This window comes from Cellulomonas sp. S1-8 (assembly GCF_026184235.1).
GTDB lineage: Bacteria > Actinomycetota > Actinomycetes > Actinomycetales > Cellulomonadaceae > Cellulomonas.
The window spans coordinates 2033629-2050863 of record NZ_CP110806.1 but is presented as its reverse complement, the minus strand read 5'-3'; the positions used below and the strand labels follow the sequence as shown (position 1 = coordinate 2050863).

The window sequence follows — 17235 nt, the reverse complement described above, 5'->3', positions numbered from 1 at the left end:
CAGCTCACTCCCCTGGTCGTGCGCGCAGCTCGTAGCGCGGGTTGAACACCGTGCGACGGCCGGCGACCATGCACACCATGCCGTCGACCTTCAGCCGACGGCCCGGCTCGACGCCGGCGATCTGGCGACGTCCCAGCCACACCAGGTCGAGCGTGCCGGAGCCGTCGTAGAGCTCGGCCTCGATCGCCGGGACCCCGTCGCGGGGGCGCAGCGTCACCGAGCGCAGCACGCCGGACACGCTGGCCCGGGCGCGGTGCGGCAACGCGTCGACCGGGCAGCACCCGGGGACGCGCAACGCGTCGGCGCGCTCCTCGTCGGCCTCGATCTCCGCCTGGGAGGCGAGCACCTTGCGCACGCGGTCGGTGAACGTCATCCGATCTCCGTGATCTCCGGTCCGCGCTCCGGGGGCGCGAACTGGGGTGCCACGGGCGCGGCGGGCGTCGGCGTCGCGCCCTCCGGCAGCCGCAGCGGCAGCAGGTCGCGCGGCGGGCGGGCGTCGGTCCCCCGTGCCACCACGACCTGGCCGAACAGGTTCTCCAGGGTGCCGGCCGCGTCGGGCTCGACGGCGGCACGCCCGGTCAGGACGCCGCGCAGGAACCAGCGCGGACCGTCGCTGCCGATGAACCGCGCCGGACGGTGCCCGGTCCGGCCCTCGGGCGTGCGCACGGGCAGCCGCGCGAGCAGCTCACGACCGAAGGGCCCGGGCAGGTCGTCCACGGTGCCGCCCTGCTGCGTGATGGACGCGGCGATCTCCTCGCGGATCTCGTCCCAGATCCCGTCGGTGCGCGGTGCGGCGAAGGCCTGCAGCTGCAACGACGACCCCTCGAGCAGGACGGCGACGGCCGACACGACGTTGGTCGCCTTGTCGACCTCGAGCCGCACCTCCATGCCGTCGACCGACGGCAGGTGGATCGAGCCCAGGTCGACGCGCTGCGCCTCCGGGTACGCCGCGTCGGCGTCCCACGGCCCGCGCACGTCAGGCCCGACCTGCGGCGTGGTGGTGCCGTCCTGCGGCTCGTCGGCGGGGGCGTCGGCGGGTGCGTCGAGCGCACCGGCCTCCTTGGCGCCACGGCGGAACAGACCCACGTTCACTTCCTCCGACCGGCGCCTGCGCGCCCTCGTCCTCACACCTGCGACCCCATGACGTACAACGTCCCCCACGACGACAGTAGTTCCGCCCCCGGCGCGCGGCCGGGTGACGGTCACGTCCTGGACGCGTCCGCGGCGGCCGTCCAGCCGCCGCTGGAACCGAAGCCGCCCGCGCCGCGGACCGAGTCCGGCAGCGCGTCGACCTCGACGAACAGCGCGTGCTCGACGCGCTGCACGACGAGCTGGGCGATGCGGTCGCCGCGCCGCAGCTCGATCGCGTGCTCGCGGTCGGTGTTGAGCAGCGTCACCGCGATCTCGCCCCGGTACCCCGCGTCGACCGTGCCGGGCGCGTTGACGACCGTCAGGCCGTGCCGCGCCGCGAGCCCGGAGCGCGGGTGGACGAGCCCCACGTGCCCCGGGGGGAGCGCGATCGCCACGCCCGTGGGCACGGTGGCACGCTCGCCCGGGGCCAGCGTGACGTCCACGCGCGCGACGAGGTCGGCACCTGCGTCACCGGGGTGCGCGTACGCGGGGGCCGGCAGGCCGGCGTCGAGCCGCTGCAGCAGCACCTGCACGCCGACGTCGGCGTCGTCCGGGCCGGGAGGGCTGGTCGCTGTCACGGGGGCCGACCCTACCGCGCCCGGCGGGCGTCGGGGACCGGTGGCGGCACGGGCGGGATGACATCCTGGAGGCATGACCGCGACACCCGACCCCGCGACGTCCCCCGCACCGACGACGCCAACGCGGCCGGCCGCGGCGCGTGGCCGGCCGGGCTTCCGGGAGCGGCTGTGGCCCGGTCCGCTCGGGTGGGGCGGCGTCGTGGCGTTCGCGGCGGTGCTGGCCGTGGCCTTCGTCCCGGTCGACCACCTGCTCGCGATCGTCGTCGGCGTCCTGACGCTGCTGGGCGGCCTGGCGGCCGCGGTCCTCACGACGCCGCTCGTCGAGGTCGAGCGCGGCACCCTGCGCGCCGGCACCGCCCGGATCCCGGTGCGCCTGCTCGCCGAGCCGCGGGTGCTCGACCGCGCCGCGCTGCGCACCGAGCTCGGCCCGGCCCTCGACGCGCGGGCCTACGCCTGCCTGCGGTCGTGGATCGGCACCGCGGTCCGCCTCGAGGTGCGCGACCCGCAGGACCCCACGCCCTACTGGATCGTCTCGACGCGTCAGCCCGACGCGCTGGTGGCGGCGCTCGGCGGGACGCCTGCGGCCCCCCCGGGGACGACGACGGCCGGGCACCCCGAAGGGTGACCGGCCGGTCGGGTGGTGAATCGGGTCAGGCCGCGCACTCCGAGCACACGGGCTGGCTGTCGCGCTCGTAGGCGAGCTGGCTGCGGTGATGCACCAGGAAGCACTTCGAGCACGTGAACTCGTCAGCCTGGCGGGGAAGGACGCGGACGGAGAGCTCCTCGCCGGACAGGTCGGCGCCGGGGAGTTCGAACCCCTCGGCGGCCTCCGTCTCGTCCTCGTCCACCACGCCCGAGTTCTTGTCGGAGCGCCGAGCCTGGAGCTCCTGGAGCGAGTCCTCGCTCAGGTCCTCCTCGGTCTTGCGCGGGGCGTCGTAGTCGGTTGCCATGTGTGAGCGTCACACTCCGTCTTCTGCAGCAGTTGGTCGTGGTACGCGGGATCAATGCGCCACGCCAGCGTTTTGTTCCCCCGCGCGGACGGATTGTGCATCACCGCGGGCACGGATGCGAACACGGACACGTGCCCATCTGGGCAGCCGTGGCGAGCGGCACCTCGGTTCACGGCATCTGTGCAGGTCAGCACGGTGCACCGCGGGTGTGAGGCGCCCGTCTCACCCGACGTCGTCACCCGGTGGGTCGGGGTCGTCGGCCCCCAGCTCCTCCAGCTTCGTGACCAGCTCCGCGACCCGCTCGGCCGACCCCGCGACGACCATGTCGGGGCCCGCCGGGAGCCCGCGCAGGCCGCGCACGACGCCTCCGGCCTCGGTGACGACGAGCGCCGCCGCCGCCAGGTCCCACGGCTGCAGGCCACGCTCGTAGTAGAGGTCGAGGCGACCCGTGGCGACCTGGCACAGGTCGATCGCGGCCGCACCGATGCGACGCACGTCACGCACCTGCGGCAGCAGCACGGCGAGCACACGCGCCTGGGACCGACGGCGCTCGGCGACGTACCCGAACCCCGTGCCGAGCAGGCACCGGTCCAGCGCGGGTGCGTCCGCGAGCGTCAGCCGACGGCCGTCCAGGGTCGCCCCCCGCCCCCGTCCGGCGGTCCACGTCTCCCCCGTCTCCGGGGCGTGCACGCAGCCGGCGAGCACGGTCCACGTCGCGGGCGTGGGCTCGCCGACGACGGCCGCCACGCTCACCGCGTACGCCGGCAGGCCGTACAGGTAGTTCACCGTGCCGTCGATGGGATCGACCACCCAGGTCACCCCCGACGTGCCCGGCTCGTGGCCGCCCTCCTCGCCGAGGATCCCGTCGTCGGGGCGCAGCCGGGCCAGCATCGCGCGCACGAGCTCCTCGCTGGCCAGGTCCATGGCGGTCACGACGTCGACCGCGCTCGACTTGGTGGCCGCCACGCCGAGGTCCGCGGGGCGGCCGTCGCGCACGAGGCTGCCCGCGGCGCGCGCGACCTCCTGGGCGACGGCCACGAGCGCGGGCACGGCGGCGCTGTGGGCGGACAGAGGGGCGGAGGGGTGTGCGGGGGGAACGCTCACGCGCTCATCCTGCCGCAGCCCGTGCCGTCAGCGGCTGCCGGACGACCTGCCGCCGCGCCACGGCCCCGGGGCCGTCAGCCGGAAGCGCAGCGCGACGAGCCGCAGCGCGAAGATCCCGGCCGCGACGGCCGTCAGGCCCACCGCACCCGCCCACCCCAGGTGCCACAGGCCGACGGTCGCTGCCGAGCCCAGCAGCGCGGGCACGGCGTAGAGCTCGCGCTGGTGGAGCACGACGGGGACCTCGCCGGTCAGCAGGTCGCGCAGCATGCCGCCACCGACACCCGTCAGGACGCCGACCACGACGGCGGCCAGGGCGGTCGTGCCGTACTCCAGGCCCTTCACGGTGCCGACGACGCTGAACAGCGCGAGCGCGCCGGCGTCGAGCACGATGATGAAGCGGCGTGCCCGCTCGAGCCGCGGGTGGCCGAAGTACATGACCAGGCCACCGGCGAGCGCCGCCGCCATGAGGCGGACGTCGCTGATGCCGACGGGCGGGACGGCACCGATGAGCAGGTCGCGCAGCACGCCCCCGCCGAGGCCCGCGGCCCACGCCAGCACCAGGACGCCGAACACGTCGAACTGCTTGCGCACGGCGGCGAGGGCGCCGGACATCGACCCGACGAAGACCCCCGCCACCTCCAGGACCGGTCCTATCGGCAGATCGGGCAGCACGGCACCCATCCTGGCCCACCGCAGCCCGACCGGCGGCACACCGGGCCGGGTGCGCGCGTTCACGGCCCGGAGGTGGCAGGCTCCACCCTGGAGCCCGGGGAGGTCGTATGGGTGAGCTGGAGCTGGTCGGTCTGCACGAGGACGGCGAGCACCTCGTCGTGGTCGCGCCCGACGGGCAGCGCTTCCGCCTGCGCATCGACGACCCGTTGCGGGCCGCCGTGCGCCGCGACCGACCGCAGCTGGAGCAGCTGCGCTCCGAGCAGGCGGGGTCGCTGAGCCCGCGCGAGATCCAGTCCCGGATCCGCGCCGGCGCCACCGCGCGGGAGGTCGCCGACGCCGCGGGGGTCACCGTGGAGTCGGTGCGTCGCTACGAGGGGCCCGTGCTCGCGGAGCGCGAGTACATCGCCGAGCAGGCGCGCGGGACGCGGGTCGGCCGTGACTCGGGCGCCCCGCTCCTCGGCGACCTGGTCACGGACCGGCTGGCGGCGCGCGGCGTCGACGTCGGGTCGCTCGCGTGGGACGCCGCCCGCGAGGGCGCGGGACCCTGGATGGTCCTGGCACGGTTCGTCGTCGCCGACGAGCCACGCGAGGCGCGCTGGACCTACGACCCCGTGCGTCGTGCGGTCGTCGCCGACGAGGACGAGGCGCGCTGGCTGTCGGAGACCGAGATCGACGAGCCCGTCTCCCGCCGTCACCTGGCTGCCGTCCGCGACGTCGTCTTCGACCTCGACGCCGTCACCGACGGCTCCGGCGACCAGCCCGAGCCGACGCACGCGCTGCTCGACGAGCTGCGCACCCGCCGCGGGGTCCGGCAGCCCCTGGACCTCGAGGGCGACGACGAGGAGTTCGAGGGCTTCGGCCCGCAGCACGTCTTCGACTTCGCGGCCGGCCACACCTCCGACCGCGAGAGCGGGCCACGCGTCGACGAGGCGGACGCCCCCGGCGCGCACCCCGTGGACGCTGACCCGGCGCGCGAGGCGGTCGTCCTGACGCCGCCACGCGGTGAGCGCGCCGCCCCGGCCACCGGACCGGCGACGGCACCTGCGGGTACCGGAACGGACGACCCGGACCACGCCACGCGCGGTGACGCCCGCGCACCGGCGGGCGAGCGCAAGCCGCGGCGCACGCGCGCCAAGGTCCCGAGCTGGGACGAGATCGTCTTCGGCGCCAAGCCGGAGTGACGTGCCCGGTGGGACGCGCCGCCTGACGTGTCGCCGTCGGACGCGTCAGCGCGCGTCGTCGTCGAAGAGCAGCGTCTGCGCCGACGGGCCGGCAGCGCGCGCGACGCGCGCCGTCATGCGGCGCACGTGGTGCCGTCGGCACAGCACCTCGTAGGCGACCTCCCCCGTGCCCGCCGCGGCGGCGCCGTCGAGGCCCACGTCGCCGACGACGACCTGGTCGCCCTCGACGACCATGACGCCGTCGAGGGTGCGCGCGTTGTGCGTGGCGCGCGCACCGCACCAGCACAGCGCGCGGACCTGCAGGACCTCGACCCGGTCGGCCAGCTCGACGAGCCGCGCCGACCCCGGGAACAGCCGGGCCCGGAAGTCCGTGGTGATCCCGAACGCGAACACGTCGACGGCCAGCTCGTCGACGACGCGCGCGAGCTGCTCGACCTGCGCGGCGGTGTAGAACTGCGCCTCGTCCGCGACGAGGTAGTCCACCGGGCGCCCGCGCGTGCGCCGCGTCACGACCTCCGCCCAGAAGTCGGTGGTGTCGTCGACCTCGTCGGCGCGGCGCCGCAGGCCCAGCCGCGAGGAGATGGTGGCGCTCCCGGCACGGTCCTGGCGCGTGAACAGCACACCGTCACGTCCGCGCGCGGCGTGGTTGTGGTGCATCTGGAGCGCCAGGGTGGACTTGCCGCAGTCCATCGTCCCCGAGAAGAAGACCAGCTCGGCCATGGGCGTCAGCACCTCCCCCGCACCGGGCACCGGCTCATCGGTGCACCAGCAGCGGCACCAGCATCTCGCGCGCCGTCAGCGACCCGTGCACGCCGCGCAGGGCGATCGACGCGGGCGTCTGCGTGCGTGAGTCCACGACCGTGGCCGCGCCCGTCATCGCCACGACGACGTCCCCCACGACGGGCCGGACGCGGGCCTCGACGGGTCCGAACCAGCCGGCGTCGACGGCCTCGTCGCGCGTGCGGACGAGCGCGTCGTCGCCCAGCTCGGCGCGCCACCGGTCCGCGACGACGGTCGCGTCGGCCCCGGGGGCGACGTGCAGGTGCAGCGCGCGGGGCTCGCCCCCGGTCGTCGCGACCTGCGCGCCCAGGACGGGATCGGTCGCGACGTCGCGACGACGGGAGGGGTCGACGTCGACCATGCCGTGGTCCGCCGTGACGACGAGCAGCGTGTCGCGCGGCAGCGAGCGCGCGAGGCGCGCCAGCTCGCCGTCCAGCTCGGCGAGCGCCTCGCCCCACTGCCAGGACCCCCAGCCGTGGTGGTGGCCGGTCTTGTCGACGTCGTGCCAGTACAGGTAGGCCAGCCCGGGAGCGCGCAGCACGCGCAGCACGGTGTCCACGCGGTCGGTCAGCGACTCCGCCGCCGCGTACGCGGCGCCGCGCAGCGCGGCACCGGTCAGGCCGGACCCGTGGAAGCGGGCCGGGCCGACGCTCGTGACCGGGACGCCGGCCCCGACCAGCCGCTCGAAGACCGTGGGGTGCGGCTGCCACTGCGTCGCCGGCGGCATGTCCGTCCAGGAGACGAGGTTGCCGAGGCGTCCCGTGGCGGGCACGCGGACCGTGTAGCCGAGCATGCCGGTCGCCCCGGGGCCCAGGCCGGTCCCGAACGCGGCGACCGCGGTCGCCGTCGTCGACGGGAACGTGCTGGTGAGCACCTGCGACGACGCGAGCAGCGAGCGCAGGAACGGGGCGTGGCCGCCACGCTCGGTGAGGTTGAGGTGGCCGAGGCCGTCGACGAGCACCACGCACACGCGGGTGGCTGTCGGCAGACCGAGCAGGGTCCGGGCGTCGGGCCCGCCGGGCACGTCGGCGCCCAGGACGTCCGCCACCGCGGGCAGCACGTGCGCGAGGGACCGCGCGCCGCTGCCCGGCGTCACGATCGCCTCGGGCTGCGGGGCGGGCGCCGCGGTGCCGGTGCGCGTGCGGGTGCTCACCGCCGCGTCGTCGCCGCCGACAGGGTGCGGCCGAACCGCATGGCCGCGAGCACGGCCTCGCGTCCCTCGGCCGCCGCGCTGACCCGGACCACGACGTCGTCGGGCGTGATCGACCCCGACATCCCGTGGTCGGCGTCGCACTGGGGGTCCCCGCACGTCGCGGGCTCGAGGTCGACACGCGAGACGGCCCCCCACCCGATCGCGAGCGTGAGCTCGGCGGCGCCGTCGCCCGCGCGGTGCTGCTGCGGGTCCGGCATGACGTGCGTGAAGGCGACCGAGCGCAGCTCGCCCAGCGGGACCGCCTCGGTCGTCGCCTGGGCGCTGGCGGAGGGGTGCTCGGAGTCGGCGGGGTGGTCGTCGACGTGGGCCACGACGAGCCGGGTCGCGGTCAGCGTGAGCACGGTCACGTGCCGCCGCACCTCGGTCCCGTCGAACGTGGTCTCGGGGTGGACGAGGTGGGCGACGTCCTCCTCGCCGGCCAGGGCGAGCTCGAGGACCTCGCCCACGAGCTCGGGGTAGTAGCCGGCCCGGTGCAGGTCGTCGCGCAGCGTGGTGGAGAGTGCGGGCACCGGACCATCTTCCCATCCCGGTGACGGGACCCCGGCACGCCTGTGGACAGCACGCCCGGTGGCGGGCACCGACCGTGTCACGGCCGCGCCAGGCGGCGCGCGGCGTCGGCGCGGTCCGCCGGCGCGACGGACGCGTACGCCCCGAGCACCGCCAGGCCGTGCGGCGACACCACGACCGGGTTCAGCTCGAGCGACCGCACGTCCGGCAGGGCGTCGGCGAGGACGGACACGCGCGCCACGAGGTCCTCGAGCGCCGCCACGTCCAGCGCGGGCAGGCCCCGGTAGCCGAACAGGCGCGGCGCGGCCCGGGGCGTGCGGACGAGGTCCGCGACGTCGACGTCCGTCAGCGGCGGGACGCCGTACGCGACGTCACCGAGCAGGTCCGCCGCGTCGCCCGCGACGCCGAAGCTGATGACGGGACCGAAGAGCGGGTCCTCGACCGAGCGCAGGACGCACGCCACCCCGTGCGGCGCCATCGCCTGGACCTCGAGCGGCGGCACGTCCGGTCCGGGGTCGTGGCCCGCCGCGAGCGCGAGCACACCCGCGACGTCGGCGCGCAGCTCCGCCTCGTCGGCCACGTCGAGGCGCACCCCGCCCAGGTCGGCGCGGTGCCGCAGCGCGGGCACGGTCGTCTTGACGGCGACGGGCCAGCCGAGGGTCTGCGCCGCGGCGACGGCCGCGTCGGCGTCGTGCACCCGCAGCGCGGGCCACACGTGGACGCCGACGGCCGCGAGGAGCTCGGCGACCTGGTCCGGGTCGAGCGTGACCGGGGCCCCGTCGGTCGCGCCCGACGTGGCGAGCAGCCGCGCGACGAGCCTGGCCGCGGCGCGCACGTCGACACCCTCGGGGTGGACCGGCAGGCCGCGGTCGGCGGCCCGCCAGGCGGCGTACCGCGCGGCGTGGCCCAGGGCGAGCGCGGCGTCCTCGGGTGCCGTGTACGCGGGCACGGTGCGTGCTCGGCCCTCCCCGTCCGTCGCGGCGAGGTCGGCCGTCACCCCGTGCAGGTCGGTCATGCAGGCGACCGTGGTGCGCCCGGTGCGGGCGGCGGCCTGCGCGACCAGGCGCGCCAGGTGCGGGTCGCCGCCGCCGAGCGTGGGGATCCGCACGACGACGACCACGTCGACGTCGGGGTCGGTGTAGACGCGCTCGACGGCTCCGCCCACCTCGTCGGGGGGTGCGTCCTCGGCGAGCAGCTCGACGCGGTCGGTCATGACGAGCCCCGCCGCGGCGGCGGCCTCCGCGACCAGCGCCGCCACGCCGGACGAGCTGGCGAGGACCGCGGTGCGCCGGCCGGCGGGCAGCGGCTGGTGCGCGAGCACCTGCACGACGTCGAGCATCTGGTGCACGTTCTCGACGCGGACGACACCGGACTGGCGCAGCACCTCCTCCAGGGTGCGCCGCGGCGCGCGCGTGGGCCGCACGGCGTGCCCGGGCGGCACGACGTGCCCCGAGCGCCCGGCCGTGACGACGACCACCGGCTTGTGGGCGGCGAGCCGGCGCGCGACGCGGGAGAACTTGCGGGGGTTGCCGATCGACTCCAGGTAGAGCGCGACGACGTCCGTGTCGTCGTCCTCACCCCAGAACTGCATGAGGTCGTTGCCCGACACGTCGGCGCGGTGCCCGGCGGACACGAGCTGCGCCAGGCCGAGCCCGCGCCGCTCGACGGCGGCGAGCAGGGTGACCGCGAGCGGCGCCGACTGGCAGAACAGGCCGACGCGGCCGGGACGCGGCGGCAGGTCCGTGAGCGAGGCGTCGAGCGTCGTGCCGTCGTGGGTCGCCAGGAGCCCGAACGACGACGGGCCGACGACGCGCATGCCCGCGCCGTGCGCGACACCGAGGAGCAGCCGCTGCCGCGCGAGCCCCTCGGGGCCCGCCTCGGCGAACCCGCCGGACAGCAGGACCAGGCCGCGGACGCCGAGCGCACCCAGGCGACGTGCGGCGTCGAGCACGAGCGTGGCCGGCAGCGCGACGACCGCGAGCTCGACGGGACCGGGCACGTCGTCGATCCGCAGGTGGTGGTGGATGCCGTCCGCGTCGAGGCCCGCACCGTCCCCCACGCCCACGGTGTGCACCGTGAGGCGGCCCTCGCGCGCGCCGGGCACGAGCCCCGCGACGACGCGCTCGGCCTGGCGCGCGGTGAGGTCGTCGCCGCCGGCGGACCCCGGTCCGACGACGACGACCGAGCGCGCGGTCAGCAGCGCCCGCATCGACCGCGCCTCGGCCCGGTGCTCGCGGTCGGCGGCCACGGCCAGCGACCGGTCCGTCGGGTCGATGTCGAACCTCACCTGGACGACGCCGTCCTCGGTGCGCTGCCGCACCTCGTATCCCGCGTCCTTGAAGACCGCCAGCATGCGGCCGTTCTGCGGGAGCACCTCGGCGACGAAGCGCCGCACGCCCCGCTCGCGCGCGGCCGCGGCCAGGTGCTCGAGCAGCACCGACGCCAGGCCCATGCCCTGGTGGGCGTCCGCGATGTTGAACGCCACCTCCGCCGTCTCCGGCTCGACCAGGTCGTAGCGCGCGACGCCGATGATCCGCTCGGGGGTGCCGACCTCCGCCGCCCCGGTGACCGCGACGAGCGCGACGCGGGTGAGGTGGTCGACGCCGACGAGGCGCTCCAGGTCCCGGTCCGACAGCCGCTCCATCGAGGCGAAGAACCGCAGGTACGTCGAGCGCTCGGACTGGCCGACGTGGAACGCCTGCAACGCGTCCGCGTCGTCGGGACGGATGGGGCGCAGGCGCGTCGTCGTGCCGTCGGACAGGACGACGTCCGCCTCCCAGCCCGCCGGGTAGGGTGCGGCGCCGGACCCCGGCGCGGACGCCGGGCCGGGGTGCCCGTCAGCGGGGACGACGTCGGCCATGCCGCCAGGCTAGCGGCGCGGCTGCACGCAGGACGGCGCGCACGCGGGGACAATGGTCGCCGCGCGGTGACCGCCGTGCCCCTGACGACCCCGACGACCCCGACGACCCCGATCCACGCTGCACCGAGGAGCACATCAGCCCATGGCGCGTCGCCCCGCGAGCCCCGACCTGCCGCCCGAGGACCTCGTCGAGCGGATCGTCGACGTCGACGTCACGACGGAGATGGAGGGGTCGTTCCTCGAGTACGCGTACTCGGTGATCTACTCGCGCGCCCTCCCCGACGCGCGGGACGGCCTCAAGCCCGTGCAGCGACGCATCGTCTACCAGATGGCCGACATGGGCCTGCGGCCCGAGCGGCCGTACGTGAAGTCGGCGCGCGTCGTCGGCGAGGTCATGGGCAAGCTGCACCCGCACGGCGACAGCGCGATCTACGACGCGATGGTGCGGCTGGCGCAGCCGTTCTCGCTGCGGCTGCCGCTGGTCGACGGGCACGGTAACTTCGGCTCGCTCGACGACGGCCCGGCCGCGTCGCGCTACACCGAGGCCCGCATGGCGCCGGCCGCGGTCGCGATGACGCAGGGTCTGGACGAGGACGTCGTCGACTTCGTCCCCAACTACGACAACAAGCTCCAGCAGCCGTCCGTGCTGCCCGCCGCGATCCCGAACCTCCTGGTCAACGGCGCGACGGGCATCGCGGTGGGCATGGCGACCAACATGGCGCCGCACAACCTGGTCGAGGTCGTCGCGGCCGCGCGCCACCTCGTGAAGCACCCGGGTGCGACGCTCGAGGACCTCATGCGGTTCGTCCCCGGCCCCGACCTGCCGACGGGCGGCAAGATCGTCGGGCTGGACGGCGTGCGCGACGCGTACCGCACCGGGCGCGGCGCGTTCCGCACGCGCGCGACGGCGCGGATCGAGAACGTCACGCCGCGCCGCAAGGGCATCGTCATCACCGAGCTGCCGTACACGGTCGGCCCGGAGAAGGTCATCGAGAAGATCAAGGAGGGCGTGCAGTCCAAGAAGCTCTCCGGCATCGCCGACGCGGTCGACCTCACCGACCGCGCGCACGGGCTGCGCCTCGTCATCGAGGTCAAGACGGGGTTCCACCCCGAGGCGGTCCTCGAGCAGCTCTACCGGCACACGCCGCTGGAGGACTCGTTCTCCATCAACAACGTCGCGCTCGTCGAGGGGCAGCCGCGCACGCTGGGCCTGGTCGAGCTGCTGCGGGTGTGGGTCGAGCACCGGCTCGAGGTGGTGCGCCGCCGCACGACGTACCGGCTGTCGAAGCGCCAGGAGCGGCTGCACCTGGTCGAGGGCCTGCTCATCGCGATCCTCGACATCGACGAGGTCATCCAGGTCATCCGGGCGTCGGACGACGCCGACGCGGCACGCGCACGCCTGCGGACCGTCTTCGACCTGTCCGAGCCGCAGGCCGAGTACATCCTCGAGCTGCGGCTGCGGCGCCTGACGCGGTTCTCGCGCATCGAGCTGGAGCGCGAGCGCGACGAGCTGATCGACGAGATCGCGCGGCTGCAGGCGATCCTCGCGGACGACGCCCTGCTGCGGACCGTGACGTCGGACGAGATGGCGCAGGTCGCGGCGACGTACGGCACCCCCCGGCGCACGGTGCTGCTGGAGCACGCCGGCGGCACGAGCCTGGCCGGCGCGGCGGGCGCACCGGCGCCGACCCGGGGCGCCGCACCCCTGGAGATCGCGGACACGCCGTGCTGGGCGCTGCTGTCGGCGACGGGGCTGGTGGCGCGCACGGCCGAGGAGGCGCCGCCGGCGCGCGGCGACGGACGCGTCCGCAGCCGGCACGACGTGGTCGCCTCGGCGGTCGCGACGACCGCGCGGGCCGACGTCGGTGCGCTGACGTCGCTCGGGCGCGTCGTGCGGCTCTCGGTCCTCGAGCTGCCCGCGCTGCCGCCGACGGACGGCCCGCCGTCGCTGTCGGGCGGGCTGCCCGTGGGCGAGGCGGTCACGCTCGAGAACGGTGAGCAGGTGCTCGCGCTCGTGCCGCTGGGCGAGGACGCTCCCCCGCTCGCGCTGGCGACCGCGCAGGGTGTCGTCAAGCGCGTCACGCCGGGCGACGTACCGGCGAACCGCGACACGTGGGAGGTGATCGGGCTGCGCGACGGCGACCAGGTCGTCGGGGCCGCACCGGCCGGCGACGACGACGAGCTCGTCCTCGTGTCGTCCGACGCCTCGCTGCTGCACTTCCCCGGCTCCCAGGTGCGTCCGCAGGGCCGGGCAGCCGGCGGCATGGCCGGCATCAAGCTGGCGCCGGGCGCGCGGGTCGTCGGGTTCGGCGTCGTGCGGCCCGACGACGACGCGGTCGTCGTGACCGTGTCCGGGTCGTCCGCGGCGCTGCCCGGTACGCAGACCGGCTCGGCGAAGGTCACGCCGTTCGCGACGTACCCCGGCAAGGGGCGCGCCACGGGCGGGGTGCGCTCGCACCGGTTCCTCAAGGGCGAGGACGCGCTGATCCTCGCGCACGTCGGTCCGGCGCCGGTGCGTGCGACGGGCTCGGGCGGCCAGCCGGTCGACCTGCCCGGCGTCGACGACCGCCGCGACGGCTCGGGCGTGCCGCTGCCGGCACCGGTGCACGCGATCGGCTGACCCCCTCCCCCTGCGCGAGAGAGCAATCCAGCACCCGCGAACCGCGAGTTCGGCGGCTCATCAGGGCTCAGGGGCCGCCGAAGTCGCGGTTCGGCGGGCCGGCGGCGCTGCTCGCGGACCGGGGCACCCCTGTCAGCGGGTCAGCGGGTCAGCGGGTCAGCGGGTCAGCGGGTCCGCGGTGACCGGCGTCCGCGAGCGCCTACCGTGGAGCCGTGGCTGCCGCCCTCGACCTGCCCCGGTCCGTCCTGCTCGCACTGTGGCTCACCGCGTCCGGCGAGCCGGACCTCGTCGTGCCCGCGGTGCAGGCCGACGACGAGCCGCACGGGGTCGACGCCGACGGCGAGACGCTGACCCTGCGCGACTGGCTGACGTGGCTGGGCGGCCCGGTCGACGAGGTCGCGGTGGTCCTGCCCGTCCCCGGTGAGCCGGTCGCCGCACCGCCCGCGGTGTCGCACGACGCGGTCCTGTCGGGCGAGTGCGTGCTGCTGCGGGCCGGCACCCGCACCGTCGCCGCCGTGCCGCACGTCGAACGCTTCGGCTCGGCCTACGAGCCGGGGCACCTGGTGACGTGGCGCGCCGTCCCGGTCCCGGACTGGCGGACGGCCGTGTGGGCGCAGATCGGGACGCTCGAGGACGCCGAGCGGGACCTGCGCCGGGGTCTGCTGACCGCGACCGAGGCGCTGGTGTCCCTGGGCGTCGACCGGTGGCGGCCCGACGCCGCGGACGAGATCGCCGACGTGCGCGACGGTGCGCTGCCCGAGCGCCGGCTGCCGCGCGGGGTCGAGGGTCAGCGGCTGCGCGTCCTGTCGAGCGCCGCCCGGCTGCGCGGCATCGTCGCGCTCGCGACGCAGGACGACGGCGGGGCGATCAACACGTGGCAGGCCGACCAGCGCGCGACGGCGCTGCGCGAGGTCGACCGCGTCGCGCGCCGCGCGATGGCGGCCGCCGCGACGTACCTGACGCGGGGGTGAGGCGGGGCCGCCGACGCCGTCAGGCGCCGAGGACGCCCCGGTAGACCTCGAGCGTGCGCTCCCCGATCGCCTGCCACGAGAAGTGGTCCTCGACCCGGCGCCGGGAGGCGACGCCCCACCGCGCGGCGCGCTCGGTGTCCGCCACGGCGTCGCTCAGCGCGGCCCCGAGGTCGGCCACGAACCGGTCGGGGTCGACGGGCGTCCCGGTGCCGTCCTGGACCTGGTCGATGGGCACGAGCACCCCCGTGAAGCCGTCGTCGACGACCTCAGGGATGCCGCCGGTGGCGGTGCCCACGACGGGCAGGCCCACGGCCATGGCCTCGAGGTTGACGATGCCGAGCGGCTCGTAGACCGACGGGCACGCGAAGACGGTGCCGTGCGCGAGCACCGCGACCAGCTCGTCGCGCGGCAGCATGCGGTCGATCCAGACGATCCCGGAGCGGCGGGTGCGCAGGTCCGCGACCAGCGCGTTCACCTCGGCGAGGATCTCCGGGGTGTCGGGTGCGCCGGCGCACAGCACGACCTGCACGTCCGTGGGCATGGTCTCGACGGCCCGCAGCAGGTAGGGCAGGCCCTTCTGGCGGGTGATCCGCCCGACGAACACGACTGACGGGCGGTCGGGGTCGATGCCGAGGTCCTGCACGACGGCGCGGGCGCGCGCGAGGCCCTCGTCGGACGTCGGACGCCGCCAGCCGTCGAGGTCGATGCCGTTGTGCACGACGTGCACGCGGGCGGGGTCGACGGCGGGGTACGACCGCAAGATGTCGGCGCGCATCCCGCCGCTGACGGCGATCACCGCGGCCGCCGACTCGTACGCGGTGCGCTCGACCCACGACGACAGCGCGTACCCGCCGCCGAGCTGCTCGGCCTTCCACGGCCGCAGCGGCTCAAGGCTGTGCGCGGTCAGCACGTGCGGCACGTCGTACAGCAGCCCGGCCAGGTGCCCCGCGAGGTTGGCGTACCAGGTGTGCGAGTGCACGAGGTCGGTGCCGCCGTCGCCCGCGTCCCGCCCGATGCCGTCGACCATCGCGAGGTCGACCCCCATCGTCGCCAGGGCCGCGTTCGCACCGGTCAGGCCCTCGGGCACCGTGTACCCGTGCGTGCCGGGCTCGGGGACGGGCTCGTCGAAGCAGTGGACGCGCACGTCGATGAGCTCGCGCAGCACGGCCGTCAGGCCCTCGACGTGGACGCCCGCGCCCCCGTACACGTGCGGGGGGTACTCGCGGGTCAGCAGGTCGACGCGCACCGGTGCCTCCAGTCGTGACCGGCCCGTCGCCGGTCGTCCGACGACACGCTAGCGCTCGGACACGCGTGTGCCTCGCCGCGAGCCCTCCACGGGCCTAAGTTGGGTGCCATGCCAGCGCCGCGTGTCCTCGCCATCGTCCTCGCCGGGGGGGAGGGCAAACGTCTGATGCCGCTCACCGCGCACCGCGCCAAGCCCGCGGTGCCCTTCGGCGGCATCTACCGGCTCGTCGACTTCGCCCTGTCGAACGTCATCAACTCGCACTACCTGCACGTCATCGTGCTGACCCAGTACAAGTCCCACTCGCTGGACCGGCACGTCTCCAAGACGTGGCGGATGTCGGCCCTGCTGGGCAACTACGTCGCCGCCGTGCCCGCGCAGCAGCGCGTGGGCAAGCACTGGTACCTGGGCAGCGCCGACGCGATCTACCAGTGCCTCAACATCATCGACGACGAGCGCCCCGACATCGTGGTCGTGGTCGGCGCCGACCACGTGTACCGCATGGACTTCTCGCAGATGGTCGACGCGCACATCGCGTCGGGTGCCGAGCTGACCGTCGCCGGGATCCGCCAGCCGATCGACATGTCCGACCAGTTCGGCGTCATCGAGACCGTGCCGGGCGACCCGACGCGCATCGCGGCGTTCCGCGAGAAGCCGTCGGACCCCACGCCGGTGCCGGGTTCCCCGCTGGAGATCCTCGCGTCGATGGGCAACTACGTGGCCAATGCGGACGCGCTGGTCAACGCCGTGACGGTCGACGCCGAGGACGTGAACTCGCGGCACGACATGGGCGGCGACATCGTCCCGTGGTTCGTGGAGCGCGGGACCGCGGGCGTGTACGACTTCATCCACAACGACGTGCCCGGCTCGGCCGACCGCGACCGCGACTACTGGCGCGACGTGGGGACGCTCGACTCCTACTACGACGCGAACCAGGACCTCATCTCGATCGAGCCCGTGTTCAACCTCTACAACGACGACTGGCCGCTGCACACCGGGTACACCGGTCTGCCGCCGGCCAAGTTCGTCCACGCGGGCGCCGGGCGCCTGGGGCACGCGGCCGACTCGATCGTCTCCCCCGGGGTCGTCGTGTCCGGTGCGACCGTGTCGGGGTCCATCCTGTCGCCCGGCATCCGCCTGCACTCCTGGGCGCAGGTGACGGACTCGGTGCTGATGGACGGCGTCCAGGTCGAGCGGTACGCCCAGATCCACCACGCGATCCTCGACAAGAACGTCATCGTCCCCGAGCGCGCGCGCGTCGGCCTGGACCACGAGCACGACCGTGCGCGCGGGTTCACGGTCACCGACAGCGGCATCACGGTCGTCCCCAAGGGCACGGTCATCACGGACTGAGGACGGCGGTGCGCCCGGACCCGTCATGCGGACGCCGGGCGCCCGCCGCTCCCGGTGCCCGCTAGCCTGCGG

The 17235-nt window shown here is 75.5% G+C and carries 16 protein-coding genes; 5 read left to right on the top strand and 11 right to left on the bottom strand.

What is annotated here, in order from left to right; all coding sequences use genetic code 11:
- Nucleotides 1–4 precede the first annotated feature (4 nt).
- From OKX07_RS09155 to dut, 3 genes are all read right to left on the bottom strand, one after another.
- Nucleotides 5–373: an OB-fold nucleic acid binding domain-containing protein gene (locus OKX07_RS09155; protein ID WP_265631535.1), complete on the bottom strand. Its 369-nt coding sequence runs from the start codon at nt 371–373 to the stop codon at nt 5–7.
- Nucleotides 370–1086, bottom strand: a complete 717-nt coding sequence (locus tag OKX07_RS09150) for a DUF3710 domain-containing protein (RefSeq protein WP_265631534.1) — start codon at nt 1084–1086, stop codon at nt 370–372. Before OKX07_RS09150 ends, OKX07_RS09155 begins: the two co-directional genes overlap by 4 nt.
- 116 nt (nt 1087–1202) lie before the next feature.
- The gene (gene dut, locus OKX07_RS09145) at nt 1203–1784 is read right to left on the bottom strand and encodes a dUTP diphosphatase (protein ID WP_416220852.1); all 582 of its coding nucleotides are present in this window, start codon (nt 1782–1784) and stop codon (nt 1203–1205) included.
- On the opposite strand from dut, the gene OKX07_RS09140 reads away from it, so the two are divergent.
- Nucleotides 1783–2334: a DUF3093 domain-containing protein gene (locus OKX07_RS09140; protein ID WP_265631530.1), complete on the top strand. Its 552-nt coding sequence runs from the start codon at nt 1783–1785 to the stop codon at nt 2332–2334. The genes dut and OKX07_RS09140 overlap by 2 nt on opposite strands.
- 25 nt (nt 2335–2359) lie before the next feature.
- Here the strand turns inward: OKX07_RS09140 and OKX07_RS09135 are convergent, their stop codons facing one another.
- The 3 genes from OKX07_RS09135 to OKX07_RS09125 form a co-directional block, all read right to left on the bottom strand.
- The gene (locus tag OKX07_RS09135; RefSeq protein WP_265631528.1) at nt 2360–2659 is read right to left on the bottom strand and encodes a DUF4193 domain-containing protein; all 300 of its coding nucleotides are present in this window, start codon (nt 2657–2659) and stop codon (nt 2360–2362) included.
- A gap of 222 nt (nt 2660–2881) precedes the next feature.
- Nucleotides 2882–3763 carry an inositol monophosphatase family protein gene (locus OKX07_RS09130; protein WP_265631527.1) on the bottom strand — a complete coding sequence of 294 codons (882 nt, stop codon included), beginning with the start codon at nt 3761–3763 and terminating at the stop codon, nt 2882–2884.
- Nucleotides 3764–3790: 27 nt separating this feature from the next.
- Nucleotides 3791–4444 carry a trimeric intracellular cation channel family protein gene (locus OKX07_RS09125; protein WP_265631871.1) on the bottom strand — a complete coding sequence of 218 codons (654 nt, stop codon included), beginning with the start codon at nt 4442–4444 and terminating at the stop codon, nt 3791–3793.
- Nucleotides 4445–4542: 98 nt separating this feature from the next.
- Here OKX07_RS09125 and sepH point away from each other — a divergent pair, with 98 nt between their 5' ends.
- Nucleotides 4543–5616 (top strand): septation protein SepH, encoded by a 1074-nt coding sequence (gene sepH, locus OKX07_RS09120; protein ID WP_265631525.1) that lies wholly within the window; start codon nt 4543–4545, stop codon nt 5614–5616.
- A 45-nt stretch (nt 5617–5661) separates the two neighbouring features.
- Here sepH and OKX07_RS09115 read toward each other — a convergent pair whose 3' ends face one another.
- The 4 genes from OKX07_RS09115 to OKX07_RS09100 all read right to left on the bottom strand — a co-directional run bounded on the left by OKX07_RS09115 (nt 5662) and on the right by OKX07_RS09100 (nt 10976).
- Nucleotides 5662–6336, bottom strand: coding sequence for a thymidine kinase (locus OKX07_RS09115; RefSeq protein ID WP_265631524.1), 675 nt, complete (start codon nt 6334–6336; stop codon nt 5662–5664).
- Nucleotides 6337–6370: 34 nt separating this feature from the next.
- Nucleotides 6371–7549, bottom strand: coding sequence for an alkaline phosphatase family protein (locus OKX07_RS09110; RefSeq protein ID WP_265631522.1), 1179 nt, complete (start codon nt 7547–7549; stop codon nt 6371–6373).
- Nucleotides 7546–8118, bottom strand: coding sequence for a DUF5998 family protein (locus OKX07_RS09105; protein WP_265631521.1), 573 nt, complete (start codon nt 8116–8118; stop codon nt 7546–7548). The genes OKX07_RS09110 and OKX07_RS09105 overlap by 4 nt, the downstream gene beginning before the upstream one ends.
- A gap of 77 nt (nt 8119–8195) precedes the next feature.
- A complete protein-coding gene (locus OKX07_RS09100) occupies nt 8196–10976 on the bottom strand; it encodes a GNAT family N-acetyltransferase (RefSeq protein ID WP_265631520.1) in 2781 nt (926 codons plus the stop codon).
- 142 nt (nt 10977–11118) lie between these two features.
- Between OKX07_RS09100 and OKX07_RS09095 the strand changes: the two genes are divergently transcribed.
- Nucleotides 11119–13596, top strand: a complete 2478-nt coding sequence (locus OKX07_RS09095; RefSeq protein WP_265631519.1) for a DNA gyrase/topoisomerase IV subunit A — start codon at nt 11119–11121, stop codon at nt 13594–13596.
- A gap of 212 nt (nt 13597–13808) precedes the next feature.
- On the top strand, nt 13809–14567 hold the full coding sequence (locus OKX07_RS09090) for a hypothetical protein (protein ID WP_265631517.1): 759 nt from the start codon (nt 13809–13811) through the stop codon (nt 14565–14567).
- A 19-nt stretch (nt 14568–14586) separates the two neighbouring features.
- Here OKX07_RS09090 and glgA read toward each other — a convergent pair whose 3' ends face one another.
- Nucleotides 14587–15813 (bottom strand): glycogen synthase, encoded by a 1227-nt coding sequence (glgA, locus tag OKX07_RS09085; protein ID WP_265631516.1) that lies wholly within the window; start codon nt 15811–15813, stop codon nt 14587–14589.
- Nucleotides 15814–15921: 108 nt separating this feature from the next.
- On the opposite strand from glgA, the gene OKX07_RS09080 reads away from it, so the two are divergent.
- The gene (locus OKX07_RS09080; RefSeq protein WP_265631514.1) at nt 15922–17163 is read left to right on the top strand and encodes a glucose-1-phosphate adenylyltransferase; all 1242 of its coding nucleotides are present in this window, start codon (nt 15922–15924) and stop codon (nt 17161–17163) included.
- The last annotated feature ends 72 nt before the right edge of the window (nt 17164–17235 follow it).